The sequence below is a fragment of the Bradyrhizobium sp. CCBAU 051011 genome (genome assembly GCF_009930815.1).
GTDB lineage: Bacteria > Pseudomonadota > Alphaproteobacteria > Rhizobiales > Xanthobacteraceae > Bradyrhizobium.
This window is the reverse complement of sequence record NZ_CP022222.1, coordinates 1,872,941-1,894,124: the sequence shown is the minus strand read 5'-3', so window position 1 is coordinate 1,894,124 and position 21,184 is coordinate 1,872,941. Positions and strand designations below refer to the sequence as shown.

Annotated in this window: 18 protein-coding genes and 1 pseudogene; 10 read left to right on the top strand and 9 right to left on the bottom strand. The window is 63.0% G+C overall.

Annotation, left to right across the window (positions count from 1 at the left end):
* Window positions 1-55: 55 nt before the first annotated feature.
* A complete protein-coding gene (locus ACH79_RS09050) occupies window positions 56-727 on the bottom strand; it encodes an OmpA family protein (protein WP_161850710.1) in 672 nt (223 codons plus the stop codon).
* 144 nt (window positions 728-871) lie between these two features.
* On the bottom strand, window positions 872-2,365 hold the full coding sequence (locus tag ACH79_RS09045) for a caspase family protein (RefSeq protein ID WP_161850709.1): 1,494 nt from the start codon (window positions 2,363-2,365) through the stop codon (window positions 872-874).
* Window positions 2,366-2,880: 515 nt separating this feature from the next.
* Here ACH79_RS09045 and ACH79_RS09040 point away from each other — a divergent pair.
* The 3 genes and pseudogenes from ACH79_RS09040 (at window position 2,881) to ACH79_RS09030 (ending at window position 4,937) form a co-directional block, all read left to right on the top strand.
* Window positions 2,881-3,687 (top strand): N-acyl homoserine lactonase family protein, encoded by an 807-nt coding sequence (locus ACH79_RS09040; RefSeq protein WP_161850708.1) that lies wholly within the window; start codon window positions 2,881-2,883, stop codon window positions 3,685-3,687.
* Between the two features lie 54 nt (window positions 3,688-3,741).
* Window positions 3,742-4,580 (top strand): annotated as a pseudogene (locus tag ACH79_RS09035) (NAD(P)-dependent oxidoreductase).
* A 12-nt stretch (window positions 4,581-4,592) separates the two neighbouring features.
* Complete coding sequence (locus tag ACH79_RS09030; protein ID WP_161850707.1) at window positions 4,593-4,937, top strand: RidA family protein; 345 nt, start codon at window positions 4,593-4,595, stop codon at window positions 4,935-4,937.
* Window positions 4,938-5,049: 112 nt separating this feature from the next.
* Here ACH79_RS09030 and ACH79_RS09025 read toward each other — a convergent pair whose 3' ends face one another.
* Window positions 5,050-5,565 carry a MarR family winged helix-turn-helix transcriptional regulator gene (locus tag ACH79_RS09025; protein ID WP_246738478.1) on the bottom strand — a complete coding sequence of 172 codons (516 nt, stop codon included), beginning with the start codon at window positions 5,563-5,565 and terminating at the stop codon, window positions 5,050-5,052.
* 199 nt (window positions 5,566-5,764) lie between these two features.
* On the opposite strand from ACH79_RS09025, the gene ACH79_RS09020 reads away from it, so the two are divergent.
* The 5 genes from ACH79_RS09020 (at window position 5,765) to fahA (ending at window position 11,341) form a co-directional block, all read left to right on the top strand.
* Entirely contained in the window at window positions 5,765-7,378 is a 1,614-nt protein-coding gene (locus tag ACH79_RS09020) for an FAD-dependent oxidoreductase (RefSeq protein WP_161850706.1), read from the top strand.
* Window positions 7,379-7,387: 9 nt separating this feature from the next.
* Window positions 7,388-7,627, top strand: a complete 240-nt coding sequence (locus ACH79_RS09015; RefSeq protein ID WP_161850705.1) for a DUF2783 domain-containing protein — start codon at window positions 7,388-7,390, stop codon at window positions 7,625-7,627.
* Between the two features lie 33 nt (window positions 7,628-7,660).
* The gene (locus ACH79_RS09010; protein ID WP_161850704.1) at window positions 7,661-8,617 is read left to right on the top strand and encodes an MBL fold metallo-hydrolase; all 957 of its coding nucleotides are present in this window, start codon (window positions 7,661-7,663) and stop codon (window positions 8,615-8,617) included.
* A 2-nt stretch (window positions 8,618-8,619) separates the two neighbouring features.
* Window positions 8,620-9,966: a homogentisate 1,2-dioxygenase gene (gene hmgA / locus ACH79_RS09005; protein WP_161850703.1), complete on the top strand. Its 1,347-nt coding sequence runs from the start codon at window positions 8,620-8,622 to the stop codon at window positions 9,964-9,966.
* 103 nt (window positions 9,967-10,069) lie between these two features.
* Complete coding sequence (fahA, locus tag ACH79_RS09000; RefSeq protein ID WP_161850702.1) at window positions 10,070-11,341, top strand: fumarylacetoacetase; 1,272 nt, start codon at window positions 10,070-10,072, stop codon at window positions 11,339-11,341.
* A 102-nt stretch (window positions 11,342-11,443) separates the two neighbouring features.
* Here the strand turns inward: fahA and ACH79_RS08995 are convergent, their stop codons facing one another.
* Together ACH79_RS08995 and ACH79_RS08990 are read right to left on the bottom strand one after the other, a co-directional pair.
* Window positions 11,444-11,755 carry a DUF1272 domain-containing protein gene (locus ACH79_RS08995; protein ID WP_161850701.1) on the bottom strand — a complete coding sequence of 104 codons (312 nt, stop codon included), beginning with the start codon at window positions 11,753-11,755 and terminating at the stop codon, window positions 11,444-11,446.
* A 95-nt stretch (window positions 11,756-11,850) separates the two neighbouring features.
* Window positions 11,851-12,318, bottom strand: a complete 468-nt coding sequence (locus ACH79_RS08990; protein WP_161850700.1) for an Lrp/AsnC family transcriptional regulator — start codon at window positions 12,316-12,318, stop codon at window positions 11,851-11,853.
* Between the two features lie 123 nt (window positions 12,319-12,441).
* Between ACH79_RS08990 and hppD the strand changes: the two genes are divergently transcribed.
* Entirely contained in the window at window positions 12,442-13,560 is a 1,119-nt protein-coding gene (gene hppD, locus ACH79_RS08985; RefSeq protein WP_161850699.1) for a 4-hydroxyphenylpyruvate dioxygenase, read from the top strand.
* A 97-nt stretch (window positions 13,561-13,657) separates the two neighbouring features.
* On the opposite strand, the gene ACH79_RS08980 is transcribed toward hppD, so the two are convergent.
* The 4 genes from ACH79_RS08980 to ACH79_RS08965 all read right to left on the bottom strand — a co-directional run bounded on the left by ACH79_RS08980 (window position 13,658) and on the right by ACH79_RS08965 (window position 18,655).
* Window positions 13,658-14,764: a CaiB/BaiF CoA-transferase family protein gene (locus tag ACH79_RS08980; protein WP_161850698.1), complete on the bottom strand. Its 1,107-nt coding sequence runs from the start codon at window positions 14,762-14,764 to the stop codon at window positions 13,658-13,660.
* Window positions 14,765-14,929: 165 nt separating this feature from the next.
* Window positions 14,930-15,730 carry a xanthine dehydrogenase family protein subunit M gene (locus ACH79_RS08975; protein ID WP_161850697.1) on the bottom strand — a complete coding sequence of 267 codons (801 nt, stop codon included), beginning with the start codon at window positions 15,728-15,730 and terminating at the stop codon, window positions 14,930-14,932.
* 15 nt (window positions 15,731-15,745) lie between these two features.
* Window positions 15,746-18,085 (bottom strand): xanthine dehydrogenase family protein molybdopterin-binding subunit, encoded by a 2,340-nt coding sequence (locus ACH79_RS08970; RefSeq protein WP_161850696.1) that lies wholly within the window; start codon window positions 18,083-18,085, stop codon window positions 15,746-15,748.
* An 84-nt stretch (window positions 18,086-18,169) separates the two neighbouring features.
* Window positions 18,170-18,655, bottom strand: coding sequence for a (2Fe-2S)-binding protein (locus ACH79_RS08965; RefSeq protein ID WP_161850695.1), 486 nt, complete (start codon window positions 18,653-18,655; stop codon window positions 18,170-18,172).
* 481 nt (window positions 18,656-19,136) lie between these two features.
* On the opposite strand from ACH79_RS08965, the gene ACH79_RS08960 reads away from it, so the two are divergent.
* Window positions 19,137-21,107 carry a methyl-accepting chemotaxis protein gene (locus ACH79_RS08960; protein ID WP_161856285.1) on the top strand — a complete coding sequence of 657 codons (1,971 nt, stop codon included), beginning with the start codon at window positions 19,137-19,139 and terminating at the stop codon, window positions 21,105-21,107.
* Window positions 21,108-21,184: the final 77 nt, after the last annotated feature.

The window sequence follows — 21,184 nt, the reverse complement described above, 5'->3', positions numbered from 1 at the left end:
CACGGGGGGCTGCGGGACGTATTGTAGCCGGAAACTATTGCTCGACGCCACGCCCTTACTTGGCCGACGCCGTGGCCTTGTTTTCCATGTTGACGACCTGGACGCGGCGGTTCACTTCCGCCAACGGCTGGCCCGGATCCTTGAGCTTGCTCTTGCCATATCCGACGGTGACGAGATCGGTGCCGTTGATGCCATATTTGTCGACGAGATAGCGCTTGATCGAGTCGGCGCGGCGTTCGCTGAGGTCCTGATTGTAGGCCTCGCCGCCTGCCGCATCGGTGTGGCCCGCGACCACGAAGGTCGAGCCCTTGAGGTCATTGTTCGTGAGGGCGCGGCCGAGCGCCTGCACCGACGGCAGCGACTTCGCGCTGATGTCGGCCGAGTTGTAGTCGAAATTGATCTCAAGATCGATCTTCGGCTTGTCCTTGACGATGGCGGCGATTTCCTCGCGCTCGGCGGTCGAGAGCGAACGCGTGGAGCGGCCGCGGATCTTCTGCACGAATTTGCTTTCGGCGGCGGATACGGTCGGATCGACGGTCGTTTGCGGTCCGACCGAGAGGCCACGGGTGAGCGGCTTCTTTTCGGGCGCCAGTGCGCGGACGATCTGATCCTCGGTGACGTTCTTATCCTGTGCCAGGGCAGTTCCCGCACTCAAGCAAACGGCGGTGCCGAGCGCCGCAACCGAGACGATTGCGGTTAGGGTTTTCGTTGCTGAGAAATTCGCCATTGCTGTCCCCTCCTGCGGGCTTCCCACGCGGTTCCAATATCGTCCAAATGAGCTGCCGAGCCCGATTGCGGCCGGCTGCTATGCTTTAGTCTTTGCGCCGGCCACAGGGTTCGAGTGGCCGACAGCCTTCACTTAAAAAAATCGTCACTGCACCCCGTAATCAGCGAATTCCTTGACGATATTGGGGTCCATCGCCTTCGCATTGTTAATGTCGAGATCGCCTTCCGAAATCGAGCCGTTGCGCTTCTTGGCAAGGCCGCGGCCGTACAGCGACGAGGTCAATCTCGGGTTGATCTTGAGAGCGGCGTCGAAATCAGCGATTGCATTCTTGTTCTGGCCGCTCTTCAGGTTGACGAGACCGCGGCTGTCGAGCGCGTCGACGAAATTCGGCCGCAGCCGCAGCGCTTCGTTGCAATCCTTCAGGGCCGCTTGCAGGTCACCGATCACCGTGCGCGCCCAGCAGCGGTTGTTGTAGGCTTCCACATCCTTCGGGTTCAGCCGCAGCGAATTGTTGAAGTCCTTGATGGCGAGTTCGTAGGCGCCCTTGCTGGCATAGACCTGCCCGCGCCGGTATAGCGCGGCAGCGTCGTCCGGATTGTCATTGAGCTTGGTGGTCAGGCTCTTGATCGTCGGGTCGTCGGCCAGCGCGAGCACGGTCGGGCTGGGGCTCTCGACCGGCTTGGCCGGTGGCGGAGGCGGCGGAATCGCGGCTTCAACCGGTTTCGTCGGCGCCGGAGGAGGTGGTGCGGGCGGCGGCGCAGGCGCGGCCACCTGGGGCGTGGCAGGTGCGGGAGCCGGCGGAGGCGGAGCGGGGGCGGGTGCGGGAGGTGGAGGTGGCGCTGCGGCCACCGGAGCTGGCGGCGGACTGGCCGGCCGCGGACCGGTACCGCTCGGGATAAAGGAGAAATCTTCCGCCAGCGACGACGAGATCCACGGCACCTGCTCCTGGCGCGAGGCGCGGGTGACGCCGACGCGGGTGCGGTTCAGCGTTTCTTCCGCCATCAGATCGGGGGTGCGGATTTCCTTCAGTAGCTCTTTCACAAACAGGCTGCGGTCGCTGCCATTGTCGGAAACGACCGACGAGAGCGCGGCCGAATACATCACCAGCGTGCCGTTCGGCGCAATCACCGGCGCAAGGCCGGCGGAAAAACTACGAAACCGGCGCTCGAACGGATTGCGCCTGGAGGCGTCGATCAGCGCGATCTTGACCCCGGCGCCGCGACTGTTGATCTCGCCGAGCACGGTCTCGAGGCTGAAACCGTCGCGGCGAACGTCGGGCTCGGTCCAGATCTGCGCGTCGACCGGGATCATGTAGCTCTGGCGGCTCGATTGCACGCCAAAGCCGGAGAAGAAGATCAGTGCGACCGAGCCCGGCTTGATCTTGGCGTACAGGCGCTCGAAGGCGCGGCGCATCTGCTCGCCGGTCAGGTTCTCGCCGATATCGACATTGAAGCCGTCGCGCTTCAGCTCCTCGGCGATGTCGCGCGCATCGTTGATCGGCTCCTTGAGCGGCGCCTCGGCGTCCGGATATTTCGCGTTGCCGATCACCAGCGCATAACGTTCGCCGGCTGCGAACGACGGGGCGACCGACGCCACCGCAAAAAACAGGGAGAAAAACAATACAAGGCGGGTTTTCATATTGACGGCAATCCAGCCAAAATGGCGCCGATACCAGCTTGCGCCGCGGCGACCATACTCTACGCTCCCTGCATTATCAAACCGCGTGCACTGCCCGTCAACCGCTTGCGATATCGTCACTAATTGCGACAATTAACCGCGACCGCACGTCGCGAATGAAGCGGAGTTAACACTGTTGAACGGCGGCAACACCCAAAGGCGTGATCGGGTTCGTGCAATAGGTTCCCGATCCGTTTGGCCATCCTTTCGCCGATAGCCGGCTGCGTCTGGATATCGCGGTCGTGGCCCGCGAAGGCGGGGCGTCCGGTATGTCGCGGCCGGTCGCGTTGATTGCTGCTGCTCTGGAATTGCGAGGAGCCCGTGGGGTTGGCAACCGCCGATGGTAATGTGATCCCTCTCACATAGCTCTGCAATTGTTACCCGGTCGTCATTCGCGCGCTGCGTTTGACCTTTGCGGATGACGATGGCTTGCTGCCGCATCGGCCAAGTTCACAACAAAAGAAAAAGCGACACCGATGGGAAATGCCTACGAAATCTACGCACTGCGCTACGCGACGATGTCGCCGCGCACGCCCCGTTTGAATTTTCTGGTCCCCGATCCGCACGAGACCACGGCGCAGGATCTCGATTATTTCGTCTGGCTGATCCGAGGGGGCGGCCGCGACATCCTGGTCGATACCGGCTTCAATGCCGAAGAAGCCAAGGCACGTGCGCGCAAGCTTACGCTCAATCCGGTCGACGCGCTGGCGGGCTTTGGCGTCGCCGCCGACGCGATCCGCGACGTGATCGTCACCCATTTGCACTACGACCATGCCGGCAATCTCGATCGCTTTCCGAACGCGCGGTTTCATCTGCAGGAGCGCGAGATGAGCTACGCGACGGGGCGCTGCATGTGCAACGGCATGCTGCGGCATCCGTTTTCGGTCGAGCACGTCACGACCATGGTGCGTCATGTCTATGGCGAGCGCGTCACCTTTCATTCCGGCGATGGCGAGATCGCGCCCGGCGTGACGGTGCATCGCGTCGGCGGCCATTCCGACGGGTTGCAGGTGGTGCGGGTGGAAACCGCGCGCGGACCGGTGGTGCTGGCGTCGGACGCGGCGCATTACTACGCCAATCTGCACAAGCGCAGCCCGTTTCCGATCGTCTACAATGTCGGTGACATGGCGCAGGGCTGGGAGACCGTCGAGCGGCTGGCCGGCCATCCCGACCGTTTCATTCCCGGCCACGATCCGATCGTCAGCGAGATTTATCCGCGCGCCAGTGACAAGGTCGATGCGTTCGCGCTGCATCTCGCGCCATCGCGTTCTTTCGCGAAATAGGTTCTCAGGGAAATGACCGAGTACAAGACTCTGGGCTTCATTGGCCTCGGCGTGATGGGCGAGCCGATCTGCCGCAATCTCGTGAAGAAGAGCGGCAAGCCCGTCCTTGCCTTTGATCTGTCGCCGGAGCCGCTGGCGCGGCTCAAGGCCGACGGTACCAACATTGCGGCTTCCGTTGCCGACGTCATCAAGCAAAGCGATTTGCTGTTCCTGTGCCTGCCGAGCGCCAAGCATGTGCGGGCGGTGTTCGAGGGCAACGGTATTCTCGAGAATATTCGCAGCGGTCAGGTCGTGGTCGATCTCGGCACGTCCTCGGTTAGTCAGACCCGCGATTTCGCGCGCCAATTGCAGGCCAAAGGCGCGTTCTGGGCCGATGCGCCGATCGCGCGCACGCGGCAGGCGGCGCAGGATGGCACGCTCAGCGTCATGGTAGGAACGACGGCTTCGCTTTACGCCGATATCGAGCCGCTGATCCGCTGCTTTGCCACCGACGTCACCCATTGCGGCGACGTCGGCGCGGGACAGGTGACAAAAATCCTCAACAACATGGTGCTGTTCGAAACCGTCAACGCGCTGGCCGAGGCTGTTGCGGTCGCAAAGCACAATGGCGTCGATCCGAAGCTGCTGCTCGATACGCTTTCAAAAGCTCGGCCGACAGCTTTGCGCTCCGCAATCACGGCATGAAGGCGATCGTAACAGGCAATTTCCCGGAACGCGCATTCTCCACCGAATATGCGCTGAAGGATTTGTCCTACGCGCTGGAGCTCGCGTCCGACGCCGGATTGCGGATTCGCGGTGCGGAGTTGATCGGCACCGTGTTGCAGGAAGCGATCGATGCCGGGTCCGGAGAAAATTATTTCCCTGTCATCGCGAAACATATTGGCAGCCGCTAACCGGAGACGATCATGATCCAACGCTTTGCAGGGCTTACGCCGACCCGTAGTCGCGCCGTCGCGCACGACGATCTGGTCTTCACGGTGGCGGTCGCGCCCGATCCCGTCAGCCCCTCGATGTACGAGCAGAGTGTCAGGGCGCTCGCCCGGATCGACGAAAGCCTCGCGCTGTGCGGCACGGACAAGAGCAAGATCCTGTCGGCGATCGTCTATATCGCTGACATCAAGCAGAAGGGCGAGATGAACCGGGCCTGGGACGAATGGGTCGATCGCAAGAATCCGCCGATGCGCGCCTGCCTCGGTGTCGATCTCGAGCCGCCGCATATCGTGGAGATCGTAGTCACGGCGGTGAAGTAGTCGTAGCTGCCCCAGCCGTCATTGCGAGGGCGATAGCAATGAAGCCATCCATCTTTCCGCGCGCGCGGACAAATGGATTGCTTCGCTTCGCTCGCAATGACGGGGAGGGAGCTCAGTACGCTTCCTTCGCATCTGCCTCTTCGCTGGTCTGCACCAGCTCAAGGCTTTCTTCGATCTTGCCGAGCAGCCGCGCGAGATCCCGCCGCTCCTGCGCGGAAAGGCAGGACAAAATCTCCTGCTCCTTGCGCAACAGGCGCGGGATCAGTTCCTCATAGAGCTGCGCGCCCTTGCGCGTCAGGCGCAGGCGGAATTCGCGTCGGTCATCCTCGTTCTCGACGCGCTCGATGATCTGTCGCTTCATCAGCGACGTGACCGCGCGGCTGATGGTGGATTTGTGGGTGCGGGTGCAGTGGGCGATGTATTGCGCGCTGCAGGCATCGTGACGGAAGCCGAGCGTCGCCAGCACGCGCCATTCCGGAATGTCGAGGCCGTAGCGGGCTGCATATTCGACCGAGAGCGCGGAACTGACTTCCGCCGCCAGCCGGTTGAGCTGGAACGGTACGAATTTGAAGAGATCGAGCCGCGCGGCTTTTTTCGGCGCGCTCTCTTCCTCTGGGCCGGCAGCCATTTCGCCTGACATCGCTTTTGGCAAGAATCGCCTCGATTTGGGTTGACGCCGGACCCGGTCCGGGGTTTAAGATAGTTGCAGGTGAGACTAATTTAGCAGGACCACAGGTTACTAGCTAGCGTTTTCGAGCGAAGTGGATACCGGTTCGCGTGAAGAAAACGCGTCAAAACAAGATCTCTAGTCACGGGGTTGAGCCCGCATGGCGCTGACTAAAACCCAGTTCGGCTATCGTCGCCACCCCGACCAGGACCGGGTAGGCGCCAACACGGCCGAACACGCGATCGTGGTGGTCGGCGCGGGTCCCATCGGGCTGTCGCTGGCGATCGATCTGGCGCAGCGCGGGCAATCGGTCGTGCTGCTCGACGATGCTGACCGGATCGGCGAGGGTTCACGGGCGATCTGCTTCTCAAAACGCTCGCTCGAATTCTGGGACCGGCTCGGCATCGGGCAGCGCATGGTGGACAAGGGCGTGGTGTGGAGCGTCGGCAAGATCTTCCACGGCGAGTCCCAGCTCTATCAATTCAACCTGCTGCCGGAGGAGGGCCACAAGCGGCCGGCCTTCATCAACCTGCAGCAATTCTATGCGGAGGCCTATCTGGTCGACCGCGTCGAGGAACTTCCTGCCATCGACCTGCGCTGGCGCAACAAGGTGACGGGGCTCGAGCCGCGCAACGACGGTGTGGTGCTGACGGTCCAGACGCCGGACGGTCCCTATCGGCTGGCGGCGCAATATGTCGTCGCCTGCGACGGCGCCCGGTCCTCGTTGCGGCAGATGGTGGGCGCGGAATTTGCGGGGCAGGTGTTCGAGGACCAGTTCCTGATCGCCGACGTCAAGATGACCGCGGCATTCCCGACCGAGCGCTGGTTCTGGTTTGATCCGCCGTTCCACGCCGGGCGCTCCGCGCTGCTGCACAAGCAGCCGGACGACATCTGGCGGATCGACCTGCAGCTCAATCGTTTTGCCGATCCCGCCGTTGAAAAGCTGCCCGAGAATGTGCGGCCACGCATCGCCCGCATGCTCGGCCACGACAAGTTCGATTTCGAATGGATCTCACTGTACAAATTCCAGTGCCGGCGCATGAACAAGTTCATCCACGGCCGCGTGATCTTTGCCGGCGATGCGGCGCATCAAGTCTCCCCGTTCGGCGCCCGCGGTGCCAATTCGGGGCTCGAGGATGCCGAAAATCTGGCGTGGAAGCTCGATCGGGTGCTGCGGGGAACCTCGCCCGAGGCGCTGCTTGACAGCTACCACATCGAGCGAAGCGCCGCGGCCGATGAGAACATCCGCGAATCCACCCGCTCGACCGATTTCATGGCGCCCAACTCCCACCAGGAGGCGCGGCTGCGCAAGGCGGTGCTGTCGCTCGCCAAGGAAACCGAGTTCGGCAAGCGCATGGTGAATGGCGGACGGCTCTCGACGCCCTCGATTTACGAGACGCCACTGTCGACCGCTGATGGCGATTGCTGGCGCGGCGGCCCGCGTCCCGGTGCCTCGATGCCGGACGCGCCGGTCGCGGGGCAGGGCGGCGAACCGACCTATCTTACCGATGCCTTCATCGGCGCCGGAACGGGATTCACGCTGCTGGAGTTTAGCAATGGCGTTCCGCCGGAACGGCCCGACGGATTGGGCACGATCCGGATTGGCGGCAAAGGGGGGCTGGCCGATTCTGCAGGCCTTGCCGCCAGGCGTTACGATGCCGAGCCCGGCACCGCCTATCTGCTGCGCCCCGACGGCTACGTGGCGGCGCGCTTCCGCCACCCGACGCGGGCGGCGCTCGATGCCGCGCTGGCGCGTGCCGCAGGCCACAACTGAGGTTTCGTCATGGCGCTATCGACCAGTTCGAACTTTGCGAAGCCCGACGACGCGTTCCGCGCCATCGTCGAGGCGCATCATGGGCTCAACGACGAACAAAGCGCCGATCTCGATGCGGCGCTGGTTCTCATTCTCGCCAATCACATTGGCGACCTCGATGTGCTGAAGGAGGCCATCGCGCTCGCCGCCCAGCGCATGCTCGGTGCGAGCCAGCAGCAACAGCAACAACAACAGCAATCGCAGCAATAGTTCACGTCCCGAACGAAGTCAGGAATCGAATTGATGGCTAAAGGTTTCGCGTCCACCACCGATCTGGCGGAGAAGCAGATCACCTTCTCCGAAATCGGCACCGATCTCTACGCCTTCACCGCCGAGGGCGATCCGAACTCCGCGATTATCGTCGGCGATGATGGCTGCCTGGTGTTCGACGCGCAGTCGACGCCGGCGATGGCCAACAAGGTGATCGAGCGCGTTCGCACCGTCACCGACAAGCCGATCAAATATGTCGTGCTGTCGCATTATCATGCGGTGCGCGTGCTCGGCGCTTCTGCCTACAAGGCGCAGGGCATCGTGGCCTCGGCCGAAACCTATCGGCTGATCGAGGAGCGCGGTCAGCAGGATTGGGATTCCGAATATGGCCGCTTTCCCCGCCTGTTCCAGGATGCCGAGAGCATTCCCGGCCTGACCTGGCCGACGCTGACCTTCGAAGGCGAGATGTCGATCTATCTCGGCAAGCGCGAGGTGCGGCTGATGCAGCTCGGCGCCGGGCATACGTCGGGCGACATCGTGGCCTGGGTGCCGGATGCCGAAGTGATGTTCTCCGGTGACCTCATCGAATATCACTCGGCCTGCTATTGCGGCGACGCGCATTTGCGCGAATGGCCGGCCACGCTGAATGAAATCCGCGCCTTCAATCCCAAGGCCATCGCGCCGGGCCGCGGCGATGCGCTGAAAGGGCTATCCACCGGACGCGACGCGATCGCGATGACGCGCGATTTCGTCACCTCGCTCTATGGCGCGGCGGAAAGCTCGGTCGCCAAGGGCCGCACGCTGAAAGAGACCTTTGCGGCGACGCGCGAGGTGATGGACCCGAAATTCTCCAGCTTCGCCATCTACGAGCACTGCCTGCCGTTCAACGTCTCGCGCGCGTTCGACGAAGCGTCCGGAATCGACGATCCCGTGATCTGGACCGACAAGCGCGACCAGGAAATGTGGGCCGCCCTGCAAGGAGGAGGATGACCATGAATATCAACACCTCGCCTGATCAGATCGTCCGAGGTACGGCGCAAGTGACGCCCGGATACATGTCCGGCTTCGGCAATAGCTTTGAGACCGAGGCGCTGCCCGGTGCGCTTCCGATGGGCCGCAACTCGCCGCAGCGCTGTGCCTACGGACTCTATGCCGAGCAGTTGTCCGGCTCGCCCTTCACCGCGCCGCGCGGCACCAATGAGCGGTCGTGGCTCTATCGCATCCGCCCTTCGGTGAAACACTCCGGCCGCTTTGAGAAAGCGGATGCCGGGCTGTGGCGCACCGCGCCGTGCCACGAATACGACCTGCCGATCGCGCAACTGCGCTGGGATCCGGCGCCGATCCCGAAGGAGGACACGACCTTCCTGCAGGGCGTGCAGACCATGACGACCGCCGGCGATGCCAATACGCAGGCCGGCATGGCCGCGCATGTCTACCTCATCACCAAATCGATGGTGGATCAGCATTTCTACAATGCCGACGGCGAGATGATGTTCGTGGCTCAGCAGGGCAATCTGCGTCTCGTCACCGAGTTCGGCCGTATCGACATCGAGCCGGGCGAGATCGCGGTGATCCCGCGTGGCGTGAAATTCCGGGTCGAGATTCCCAACGGACCTGCGCGCGGCTATCTCTGCGAAAATTACGGTGGCGCCTTCACGCTGCCGGAACGTGGGCCGATCGGCGCCAATTGCCTCGCCAATTCGCGCGACTTCCTGACGCCAGTGGCGTCGTACGAGGACAAGGACACGCCGACCGAGCTCTACGTGAAATGGGGCGGCTCGCTGTTCAAGACCACGCTGCCGCATTCGCCGATCGATGTCGTCGCATGGCACGGCAATTACGCGCCCTACAAATACGACCTGCGCACCTTCTCGCCGGTCGGCGCCATCGGCTTCGACCATCCCGATCCCTCGATCTTCACGGTGCTGACCTCGCCGTCGGAGACCGCGGGCACTGCGAATATCGACTTCGTCATCTTCCCGGAACGCTGGGCGGTCGCCGAAAACACGTTCCGTCCGCCCTGGTATCACATGAACATCATGAGTGAGTTCATGGGCCTGATCTACGGCGTCTACGACGCCAAGCCGCAAGGCTTTGTCCCCGGCGGCATCAGCCTGCACAACTGTATGCTGCCGCACGGCCCCGACCGCGAGGCCTTCGATCACGCCAGCAATGGCGAACTGAAGCCGGTGAAACTGACCGGCACCATGGCCTTCATGTTCGAAACGCGCTTTCCGCAGCGGGTTACGCAGCATGCCGCGACGGCGTCGACGCTGCAGGATGACTACGCCGATTGCTGGAAGGGCCTTGAGAAGCGGTTCGATCCGAACAAGCCGTAACGCGCGCAATTCGTCATCGCCGGGCTTGACCCGGCGATCCCTCACTCTTGGATGGATGCCCGGGTCAGGCCCGGGCATGACGGCGTCCCGAATGGAGAATCAAGTGCCCCATCCCAACGACCCAAAACTCCGCTCTTTCATCGACGTCGCGGCCGAGTCCCACTTTCCGATCCAGAATCTCCCCTACGGCGTATTCTCCGCCAAGGACGGGCTCGCTCCGCGCGTTGGCGTTGCGATCGGCGACTACGTACTCGATCTCTGGCAGCTCGCGCAGGATTGCCGCTTCGACCTCGTCGAACCCGCCGTATTTGCTGCATCCCAGCTCAATCCGTTCATGGCGCTGGGCCCAAAAGTCTGGTCGAGCACCCGCGCGCGTATCAGCGAGCTTCTGCGGCATGACCATCCCGAGCTGCGCGACAATGAAAGCTTGCGCAAGCGCGCGCTGGTGCCGATGGCGGATGTCACGCTGCATCTGCCGTTCGCCGTCTCCGGCTACACCGATTTCTATTCGTCCAAGGAGCACGCCACCAATGTCGGCGTCATGTTCCGCGGCAAGGACAATGCGCTGCAGCCGAACTGGCTGCACATGCCGATCGGCTATAACGGCCGCGCCTCGACGGTGGTCGTCAGCGGCACGCCGGTGCGCCGTCCGCGCGGGCAATTGAAACCGCCGAGCGCCGACCTGCCCAGCTTCGGGCCGTGCAAGCGGCTCGATTTCGAACTCGAAATGGGCGTAGTCGTCGGCCAGGCCTCGGCGATGGGCGAGATGCTGACCGAGAAGCAGGCCGAGGACATGATCTTCGGCTTCGTCATCCTCAACGACTGGAGCGCGCGCGACATCCAGCAATGGGAATACGTCCCGCTCGGGCCGTTCCAGGCAAAAGTGTTCGCGACCTCGATCAGCCCATGGGTGGTGACGCGCGAGGCGCTGGAGCCGTTCCGGCTTCATGGTCCGGCGCAGGATCCGAAGCCGCTGCCCTATTTGCAGCAGGCGCAGCCGAACAATTACGACATGGCGCTTGAGGTGGACCTGCGCGCCACGCCGATGAAGGCGCCAAAAAACATCAGCCGCACCAATTTCAAGTACATGTACTGGTCTTCGGTGCAGCAGCTTGTGCACCACGCGGCCTGCGGCTGCGCCATGAATGTCGGCGATCTCCTGGGGTCCGGCACCATCTCGGGCCCCGAGAAAGATCAGCGCGGCAGCTTGCTTGAGATAAGCTGGAACGGCACCGAGCCGGTCGAGCTGGCGTCCGGCGTCACGCGCTCGTTCCTGGAAGACGGCGATTCACTCGTCATGCGCGGCTGGTGCCAGGGCGACGGCTATCGCGTCGGCTTCGGCGAGGTCGAGGGGACGATTCTGGCGGCGGAGTGACGCTCTCTCCGTTATTGCGAGCGAAGCGAAGCAATCCATCGCGCTGCAAGCGTTGGCATGGATTGCTTCGTCGCTGGCTCTCCTCGCAATGACGTGGATGGTTCAGCGTTCCTGCGGCGGAATATCCCGTAGTCGCGCCGAATGCGCGGCAACATCCTCCACGCTGTACTTCAAATGTACCCGCTTGTCCGACGGCAACTGCTTCGTCACGCACACACCCGGCCGCCGTTCGGTGGAGGGGCGGATCGGCCGCCGCTCAAAACCGCCGCCGCAGTTCGGGCAGACATTGTGCAGCTTGTTGTCCACGCAGTCCGAGCAGAACGTGCATTCATAGGAACAGATCCACGCATCCGTCGCGTTCGGCGGCAGGTCCTTGTCGCAATATTCGCAGTTCGGCCGAAGTTGCAGCGCCATGGTCGTCTCGTGAGTGATTTGCTGTCGCATCATCGCAAATCGGACGGAAAACGCGAATGACGAATTTCCCTCGAATTTGGCCATGCGGTCCGGATCTAGCCGCGTAACGGCAGCCTCGAACTCTCCTTCAGCCGGTCGAGCACGATCGACGAGCGCACATGCGCGACGCTCTGGTGCGGCATCAGCACATCGTTGACGAGGCCGGAGAGGTCCTTGAGGTCGCGCAGCACGACCTTCAGCACGTAGTCGGCATCGCCGGTGAGCGAGTAGGCCTCCTGGATATCATCGACGCGGTTGACCAGTTCGCGGAATTTCTTGGCGTTGTCGGGCGAATGCGTCGCCAGGGTGATGTGGACGAAGGCGATCAGGTTGAAGCCGAGCGCCTCGCCGGCGAGGTCGGCGTGATAGCCTGCGATGACCTTTTCTTCCTCCAGCCGCATGCGCCGCCGCGAGCATTGCGAGGCGGAGAGGCCGACGAGGTCGGCCAGTTGCTGGTTGGTCAGCCGGCCGTCGTCCTGCAGCGCGGCCAGCATTTTGAGGTCGAAGGCGTCTACGGAGATCATGCGTAAATTACCGGCTTGATGCACGGATTGTGCGCCATGATAGCCGAATGCGCCCTCCTTTGCATGCACTTTGCGTCCGTTTCGACCGATATTGAGCCAGATCAATTTTCGGGAGATTTCGCCATGGGTCCGTTTCCGCACGACGCGCCGGCCGCCACCATCAGCGCCGACAACCCGATGGGCACCGACGGTTTCGAGTTCGTCGAATATGCGCACCCGCAACCCGAAGAACTGCACGCGCTATTCCGCCTGATGGGCTACGCGCCGGTCGCGCGCCACAGGTCCAAGAAGATCACGGTTTATCGCCAGGGCGACATCAATTACCTCGTCAACGAGGAGCCCGGCACCCATGGCCATGGCTTCGTCGCCGCGCACGGGCCTTGCGCGCCGTCGATGGCGTTTCGCGTCGTCGATGCGAAGCAGGCCTATGAGCGGGCGCTCTCGCTCGGCGCGGAGGCGGCCGATATCCCCGCGCCGCAGAAGACGCTCGATGTTCCCGCGATCAAGGGCATCGGCGGCAGTCTGCTCTATTTCGTGGATCGTTACGGCGCCAAGGGCTCGGCTTATGACATCGAGTTTGAATGGCTTGGCGAAAAGAACCCGCGTCCATCAGGCGCCGGGCTCTATTACATCGATCACCTCACCCACAACGTCCATCGCGGCCGCATGGATGTGTGGACCGGCTTCTACGAAAAGCTTTTCAACTTCCGACAGATCCGCTTCTTCGACATCGAGGGTCGCGCCTCCGGCCTGTTCTCGCGCGCGCTCACGAGTCCCGACGGCAAGATCCGGATTCCGATCAACGAGGACGCCGGCGATTCCGGGCAGATCGAGGAGTATCTCAACATCTACCGCGGCGAGGGCATCCAGCACATCGCCTGCGGCGCGCGGGATATCTACCGCACCGTAGAGACGCTGCGCGAGGCGGGATTGCCGTTCATGCCGTCGCCGCCCGATACTTACTTTGAGAAGATCGACGCGCGGCTGCCGCAGCATGGCGAGGACGTCGTCCGCTTGCAGCGCGACGGCATTCTGATTGACGGCGAGGGCGTCGTCGACGGCGGCCACACCAAGGTGCTGCTGCAGATCTTTTCGGCGAATGCGATCGGGCCGATCTTCTTCGAATTCATCCAGCGCAAGGGCGACGACGGGTTCGGCGAGGGCAATTTCAAGGCGCTGTTCGAATCGATCGAGGAGGATCAGATTCGCCGTGGTGTGCTGAAGGTGGGGAACGCGGCCTGATCCGTCATTGCGAGCGAAGCGAAGCAATCCATCGCGCCGCAAGCGCAAGGATGGATTGCTTCGTCGCTTCGCTCCTCGCAATGACGAGGAGGTTACGCTACTGCTTCCACGCGCTCGTCAATTCCCCGATATCCGCCTTCTCCGCATCCCTGATCGCCGAGGGCGTCCGCGAAAACCGCGGCGCGGGTGCCGGTTGCGTCACGCCGTGGCGCTCGACGAAAATGTTGCGCGCGGCGTTGTGCGGGTGCTTCGGCGCTTCGGCCATGGTCAGGATCGGCGCGAAGCAGATGTCGGTGCCTTCCATGATCTTGCACCAGTCCTCGCGGCTCTTGCTCTTGAATACGTTCGTCAGCTTGTCCTTCAGGCCGGGCCATGCCTTGCGGTCCATCTGCGCGTCGAAATCGGCGTCGGTGAGGCCGGCGTGCTGGCGCAGCAGCGCGTAGAACTGCGGTTCGATCGAGCCGATCGAAATGAAATTGCCGCAGGAGCATTCGTAGATGCCGTAGAAATGCGCGCCGCCGTCGAGAAAATTCTGTTCGCGGCCTTCGACCCAGCGGCCGACCGCGGTCATGTCGAAGAACATCGACATCAATGATGCCGCGCCGTCGCACATGGCGGCATCCACCACCTGGCCCTTGCCGGATTTCGACGCTTCGAGCAGCGCCGCCAGCACGCCGACCACGAGATAGAGCGCGCCGCCGCCGAAGTCGCCGACCAGATTGAGCGGCGGCACCGGTTTTTCCTTGGTGCCGATCGCCGCGAGCGCGCCAGTCACCGAGATGTAGTTGATGTCATGGCCGGCGGCGTGCGCCAGCGGACCTTCCTGGCCCCAGCCGGTCATGCGACCGAACACCAGGCGCGGATTGCGCGCCATCACCACATCGGGGCCGAGGCCCAGCCGCTCCATCACGCCCGGACGAAAACCTTCGATCAGTGCGTCGGCGTTGGCGAGCAAGTCGAGCACCTGTGCGACCGCGGCCTTGTCCTTCAAATCGAGCTCGACGACCTTGCGGCCGCGCCCCGCCACCGATTTCAAATTCTTCTTCGCGCCGACGCGATCAAGCGTCACGACCTCCGCGCCCATGTCGGCCAGCATCATGCAGGCGAACGGACCCGGGCCGATGCCGGCGAATTCGACGATGCGGAAGCCGGCAAGCGGGCCGGAGGTGCGGGTAGCGGATTGGGTGGCTGGTTTGTCGAGCACTTGTTTTCTCTCCCAAGGCGGACGCGTCTTAATTAGTTGATTAGCTAAATTGTCCCGCCGAAGCGATAGCGTGGCAAGCTTCTTTTGCCGAGAATCGGACCAAAAATGCGAAAGCGGCGCGCATCGCTGCACGCCGCCTCGAGTGGAAGTTGTGTCTAGGCGCTATCAGCCCGCGGCGTCCACGGCGCGTTGTGCCATCACTTTCACCAGGTTGGCGCGATAATCCGACGTGCCGTGAATATCGCTGATCATGCCGTCGGCGGAAATCGTGACGCCGTCGATCGCGCCCGCCGACCAGTTGGCCTTCAGCGCCGACTCGATCGCCGGCACCCGCATGACGCCGTCCTGCGATGCGCCGGTCGCCGCGACGCGGACGTCACCGGCCTTGGTCTTGGTGACGAACACGCCGGTCAGCGCGAAGCGCGAGGCCGGATGCCGCATCTTGGCGTAGCCGGCCTTGGCGGGGATCGGGAACGACACCGCGGTGATGATCTCGCCGTCCTCAAGGGCCGTCGTGAACAGGCCCTTGAAGAAGTCATCGGCCGAAATCGACCGCTTGTTGGTCTTCACGGTGGCGTCGAGCGAGACCAGGGCGGCGGGAAAATCCGCCGCCGGATCGTTGTTGGCGATCGAGCCGCCGATGGTGCCGCGATGGCGCACGGCGGGGTCGCCGAGCACCGAGGTGAGGTAGGCGATAGCCGGGATCGACTTTTTAACATCGGCGTTTTGCATGATGTCGTAATAGGTCGTGGCCGCCTTGATGGTCAGCGCATCGCCCGATGCCTCGATGCCGACCAGCTCCTTGATCTTGCCGAGATCGATCACGTCGGATGGCGAAGCCAGCCGCTGTTTCATCACGGGGATCAGCGTGTGGCCGCCGGCCAGGTATTTGGAGTCCGAGCCCTTGGCGAACGCGGCCGCCGCTTCGTCGATCGAGGAGGGGCGGTGATAGGTGGTCTGGTACATGGTGCTTCCTCCCTCTCAACCGTGAATCGCATGCCAGACGCGATCGGGCGTCGCGGGCATTTCCAGCTTGTTATTGCCGATGGCATCCGTGATGGCGTTGATGACGGCAGCCGATGCACCGATCGCACCGGCCTCGCCGCAGCCCTTGACGCCGAGTGGATTGCCCGGACACAGCGTCGTGGTGTGCGATAGCTTGAACGATGGCAGATCGTCCGCCCGCGGCATCGCGTAGTCCATGAACGAGGCCGTCAGAAGCTGGCCCGATGTATCGTAGGCCGCGTTTTCAAGCAGCGCCTGGCCGATGCCCTGGGCGAGACCGCCATGGACCTGGCCTTCGACGATCATCGGATTGATCAGCCGGCCGAAATCGTCCGCCGCCACGAAGTTGACGAAGGACGTCTTGCCGGTGGCGGCGTCGACTTCCATTTCGCAGATATAGGCGCCGGCCGGGAAGGTGAAGTTGGTCGGGTCGTAGAACGCGCCTTCCTTCAGGCCGGGCTCCATCCCATCAGGCAGATTGTGCGCGGTGTAGGCGGCGAGCGCGACCATCGGCAGCGCAAGCGACTTATCGGTGCCGGTGACCTTGAACTCGCCGTTCTCGATCACGATGTCGTTCTCGGATGCCTCGAGCTGATGGGCCGCGATCTTCTTGGCCTTGGCCTCGACCTTCTCCATCGCCTTCAGGATCGCGGTGAGACCCACGGCCGCCGAGCGCGAGCCATAGGTGCCCATGCCGAACTGAACCTTGTCAGTGTCGCCATGGACGATCGAGACCTGGCTGATCGGGATGCCGAGACGTTCGGCCACCAACTGGCAGAACGTCGTCTCATGGCCCTGGCCGTGGCTGTGCGATCCCGTCAGGATCTCGATGGTGCCGACCGGATTGACGCGGACTTCGGCGGATTCCCATAGACCGACGCCGGCGCCGAGGCTGCCGACCGCCTTTGAGGGCGCGATGCCGCAGGCCTCGATGTAGCAGGAGATGCCGATGCCGCGCAGCTTGCCTTCGGACTTGGCCGTTGCCTTGCGGACTGGGAACCCGGCATAGTCGATCGCCTTCATCGCCGCATCGAGCGAGGCATGGAAGTCGCCGATGTCATAGGCCATGATGACGGGCGTCTGGTGCGGGAATTGCGTGATGAAATTCTTCTTCCGCAACTCGGCCGGATCGACCTTCAACTGCCGCGCCGCCGTCTCCACCAATCGCTCCACCACGAAACTCGCTTCGGGACGGCCCGCGCCGCGGTAGGCATCGACCGGCACGGTGTTGGTGTAGACGCTGATTACCTCGGCGAAGATGTTGGGGATGTTGTACTGCCCCGACAGCAGCGTCGCATAGAGATAGGTCGGCACCGACGAAGAGAACAGCGACATGTAGCCGCCGAGATTGGCGTAGGTCTTTACGCGCAAACCGGTGATCTTGTTGTCCTTGTCGAGCGCCATCTCCGCCTTTGTGAGGTGGTCGCGGCCGTGGGCATCGGTCAGGAAGGCCTCGGTACGGTCGCCGGTCCATTTCACCGGCCGCCCGACCTTCTTGGAGGCCCACAGCGCCACCATCTCTTCGGGATAGATGAAGATTTTTGAGCCGAAGCCGCCGCCGACGTCGGGAGCCACCACGCGCAGCTTGTGCTCCTGCGCGATGTTGTAGAACGCCGACAGCACGAGGCGGGCGACATGCGGATTCTGCGAGGTCGTGTAGAGCGTAAAATGCTCTTCCGGCTCGTTATATTCCGCAATCGCCGCGCGCGGCTCCATCGCATTCGGCACCAGGCGGTTGTTGGTGATGTCGAGCGAGATGACATTGGCCGCCGACTTGAAGGCGGCATCGGTCGCGCCTTCGTCGCCGATGGTCCAGTCGTAGATCACGTTGCCCGGCGCTTCCGGGTGCAATTGCGGCGCGCCTGGCGCGATCGCGGCGCGGATGTCGTGAACGGCAGGCAATTCCTCGTAAGTAACGACGACAGCCTCGGCCGCGTCCCTCGCCAGGTTCTTGGTTTCCGCGATCACGACCGCGACGGCCTGGCCGACGAAGCGCACGGTCTCCGGCGCCATCGCCGGCCATGCGCCCATCTTCATGCCGGTGCCGTCCTTGGAGGTGATGGCCCAGCCGCAGATCAGATTGCCGATCTTGTCGTCGACGAGTTGCTGGCCGGTCAGCACGCCGACCACGCCCGGCATCTTCATCGCCTCTGACGTGTCGATGCTTTTGATCTTCGCATGCGCGTGCGGGCTGCGGATGAAGTGTGCGTGGGTCATGCCCACCAGCTTGATGTCGTCGACGTAGCGTCCTTTGCCGGTAATGAAACGGCGGTCTTCCTTGCGCACGACGCTTGCGCCAATGCCTTCAACGCCCATGTCCTGTCCTCCCGACCGGAATATTGTTTCCGCTGTTCCTTTTCGAAACGCGGTATTGAATTCGAAGTTTGCCGTCCGCGGCTTCTATTCCGCGGCCTGCGCGACCTTCATGCGTCCGGCCGCATCGAGCACCGCCTTGACGATGTTGTGGTAGCCGGTGCAGCGGCAGATGTTGCCTTCCAGCTCCTGCCGGACGGTCTCTTCATCGAGTTGGCCGCTATGGCGGTGCACAATATCGATCGCCGACATGATCATGCCCGGGGTGCAGTAACCGCACTGCAGGCCGTGATTGTCACGGAACGCCGCCTGCATCGGGTGCAGTTCGTCGCCCTTGGCGATGCCCTCGATGGTGGTGACGCTGGAGCCGGCGGCCTGTCCGGCCAGTACGGTGCAGGATTTGACCGCCCGGCCATCGATATGGACGACGCAGGCGCCGCACTGGCTGGTGTCGCAGCCGACATGGGTGCCGGTCAGGTTCAGATGGTCGCGCAGGAGATGGACGAGAAGGGTCCGGTCCTCGACCTCGGCCGAGACGGCCTTGCCGTTTACCGTCAGCTTGACTGTAGACACGCGTGGTACCTCCCGATGTTTTATAATTATTCCAATTAGAAACAGCGGCGAGGGAACTTGCAACTAGGATTTTGGGTGGCCCTGTCATTGTGATGACATTCGCGGAAAGCGCGCGAAAAACTTGCGATGCGAATTCTTCTTACCCCTGGAGGAGGAGGTCGGTTCGCATGGAGCGAAGCGAAAATGCGAAACGGGGTGGGGTGATCTCTCCACTCGGGCACCGTTGGATGTGGAGAGACCGTCACCCCACCCCGCCGCTTCGCGTCGACCCTCCCCCTCCAGGGGAGGGTGTAAGCACCCCTTGCCAATCTTTCCCGGATTTACGCACCTTTATCCATTCTGCCTTAAGTTTGCGCACCGGATCGGGGGCGGGGGTCTCCGATGCCTGTTTTTCAGAACGAAAACGGGGGGTGACGTGCGATTTTCGAAGCGTAGCGGCTCGTCTTTCAAGATCCCGACCCTGCGGTTCCGCGCCAAGATCATGCTCGGCTTTGCCGTCGTGCTGGCGATTTCGGCCGCCAGCATGGGGTTTGCCTATCTCGGATTCGAACATGTTTCTGCCGGCGTGGAGTCTTACCGGCGCAGCGTGCAGGAGGCCGACCTGTCGCGCGACATCGATCGCGAACTGATTTCCTATCGCTCGCTCGCCCGCTATTTCGTGGCGACGGGCAAGGAAGAGGACGGCAAGGCGGCGCTATCAGCCGAGGCCGGCCTGAAAGATGCGATCATCGCCTCGATGAAGGGCACCACCAACCCGACCCGGCTCGAGCAGGTCGCCAAGCTCGAGCGCGAGTTCCGCACCTTCACCAAGATTTTCGCCGATATCGTCAAGGTCAAGGACGAGAGCGCGCGCATCACGCAGAACCAGCTCACGCGCACCGGCAACTCGCTGCGCTACAAGCTCGACGATCTCCCGAGCAATGCCGACGATGACGAAATGCAGGCGATCACGCTCGGCGCCAAGAAGGTGACCGAGCAGTTCCAGGCGGTCTCCGCGCTCGCCAATACGTTCGTGGTCAATTCTGACAAGACCGTCGCAGCCAGCGCGCTGGCTCGCCTGAAGTTCGTCGAGAATTCGCTGAAGGCGATTTCGTCGAACAATGAAAAGATCCGCGAGGGGATCAAGGAAGTTTCCGGGATGCTGGCGGAATACCAGCAATCGCTCGCCAAGCTGATCGACAATGCCAAGGAAATCGATGAGCTGACCCAGGAAATGGCGGACTCAGCCGCCGCCATCAACAAGGGCTCGCTCGCGATGAAGTCGGATTTGCTGGCCGATCAGAAGCGGCTCGAAGCCGAATCGAACGCGACCATCGGCGAGACCGAGCAGCTGATCCTGATCCTTGCCGCCGGCGGCTTCCTGCTCGGCTGCGTCTGGGCGTTCCTGCTCGGCACCGGCATTTCCCGGCCGATGATTGCGATGTGCAGCGCGATGCGCGAACTCGCCGCTGGCAATTTCGAAGTCGTGCTGCCCGGTCTCGGCCGCAACGACGAACTCGGCCAGATGGCGAGCGCGGTCGAGGAGTTCAAGGTGCAGGCGATCGCCCGCGCCGAGCGCGACGCCGCCACACAGGAAGCTCAGAACAAGGCGGCGAGCGCCGCGCGCCGCGCCGAACTCATTCGTTTCGCCGATGAGTTCGAAGCCGCGGTCGGTGCCATCGTCTCCAACGTGTCGTCCTCGGCCGTGCAGCTCGAATCCGCCGCCGGCAAGTTGACGCGGACGGCGGAAACCACCCAGAGCCTGTCGAGCCAGGTCGCCGGCGCCTCGGAAGAAGCTTCCAGCAACATGCAGTCGGTGGCGTCCGCGACCGAGGAATTGTCGGCCTCCGTCGACGAGATCGGGCGTCGCGTCAAGGAATCCAGCCAGATTGCGGAAGCCGCCGTCCGTCAGGCCGAACAGACCGACGGACGGATCGGCAAGCTGTCGCGCGCCGCGCAGGAGATCGGCGATGTCGTCAAGCTGATCACGGCGATCGCAGAGCAGACCAACCTGTTGGCGCTGAACGCCACCATCGAGGCGGCCCGCGCCGGCGATGCCGGCCGCGGCTTTGCCGTGGTCGCCTCCGAAGTCAAATCGCTCGCAAGCCAGACCGCGAAGGCGACCGACGAGATTTCCAATCACATCACGGGCATGCAGGGCGCGACGCAGGAATCGGTCGCCGCGATCAAGGAGATCGGCGGCACTATCGGAAAAATCTCCGACATCGCCGCGACGATCGCGAGCGCCGTCGAGCAGCAGAGCTCGGCGACGCAGGAAATCGCGCGCAGCGTCCAGAACGTCGCGCAAGGCACGCAGGAGGCCGCCACCAACGTCATGCACGTCAACCGCGGCGCGACCGAAACCGGCTCGGCCTCCGAAGAAGTGCTGAATTCGGCGCGAACGCTATCGAGCGAAAGCACGCGGCTGCGCGAAGAGCTCGACCGCTTCATGGAGAATATCAGGGCGGCGTGAGGACGACTACAATCGGTCGTCGTAGCCGGAAGCGTCACCAGACCTCCGCTGTCATCGCCCGGCTTGACCGGGCGACC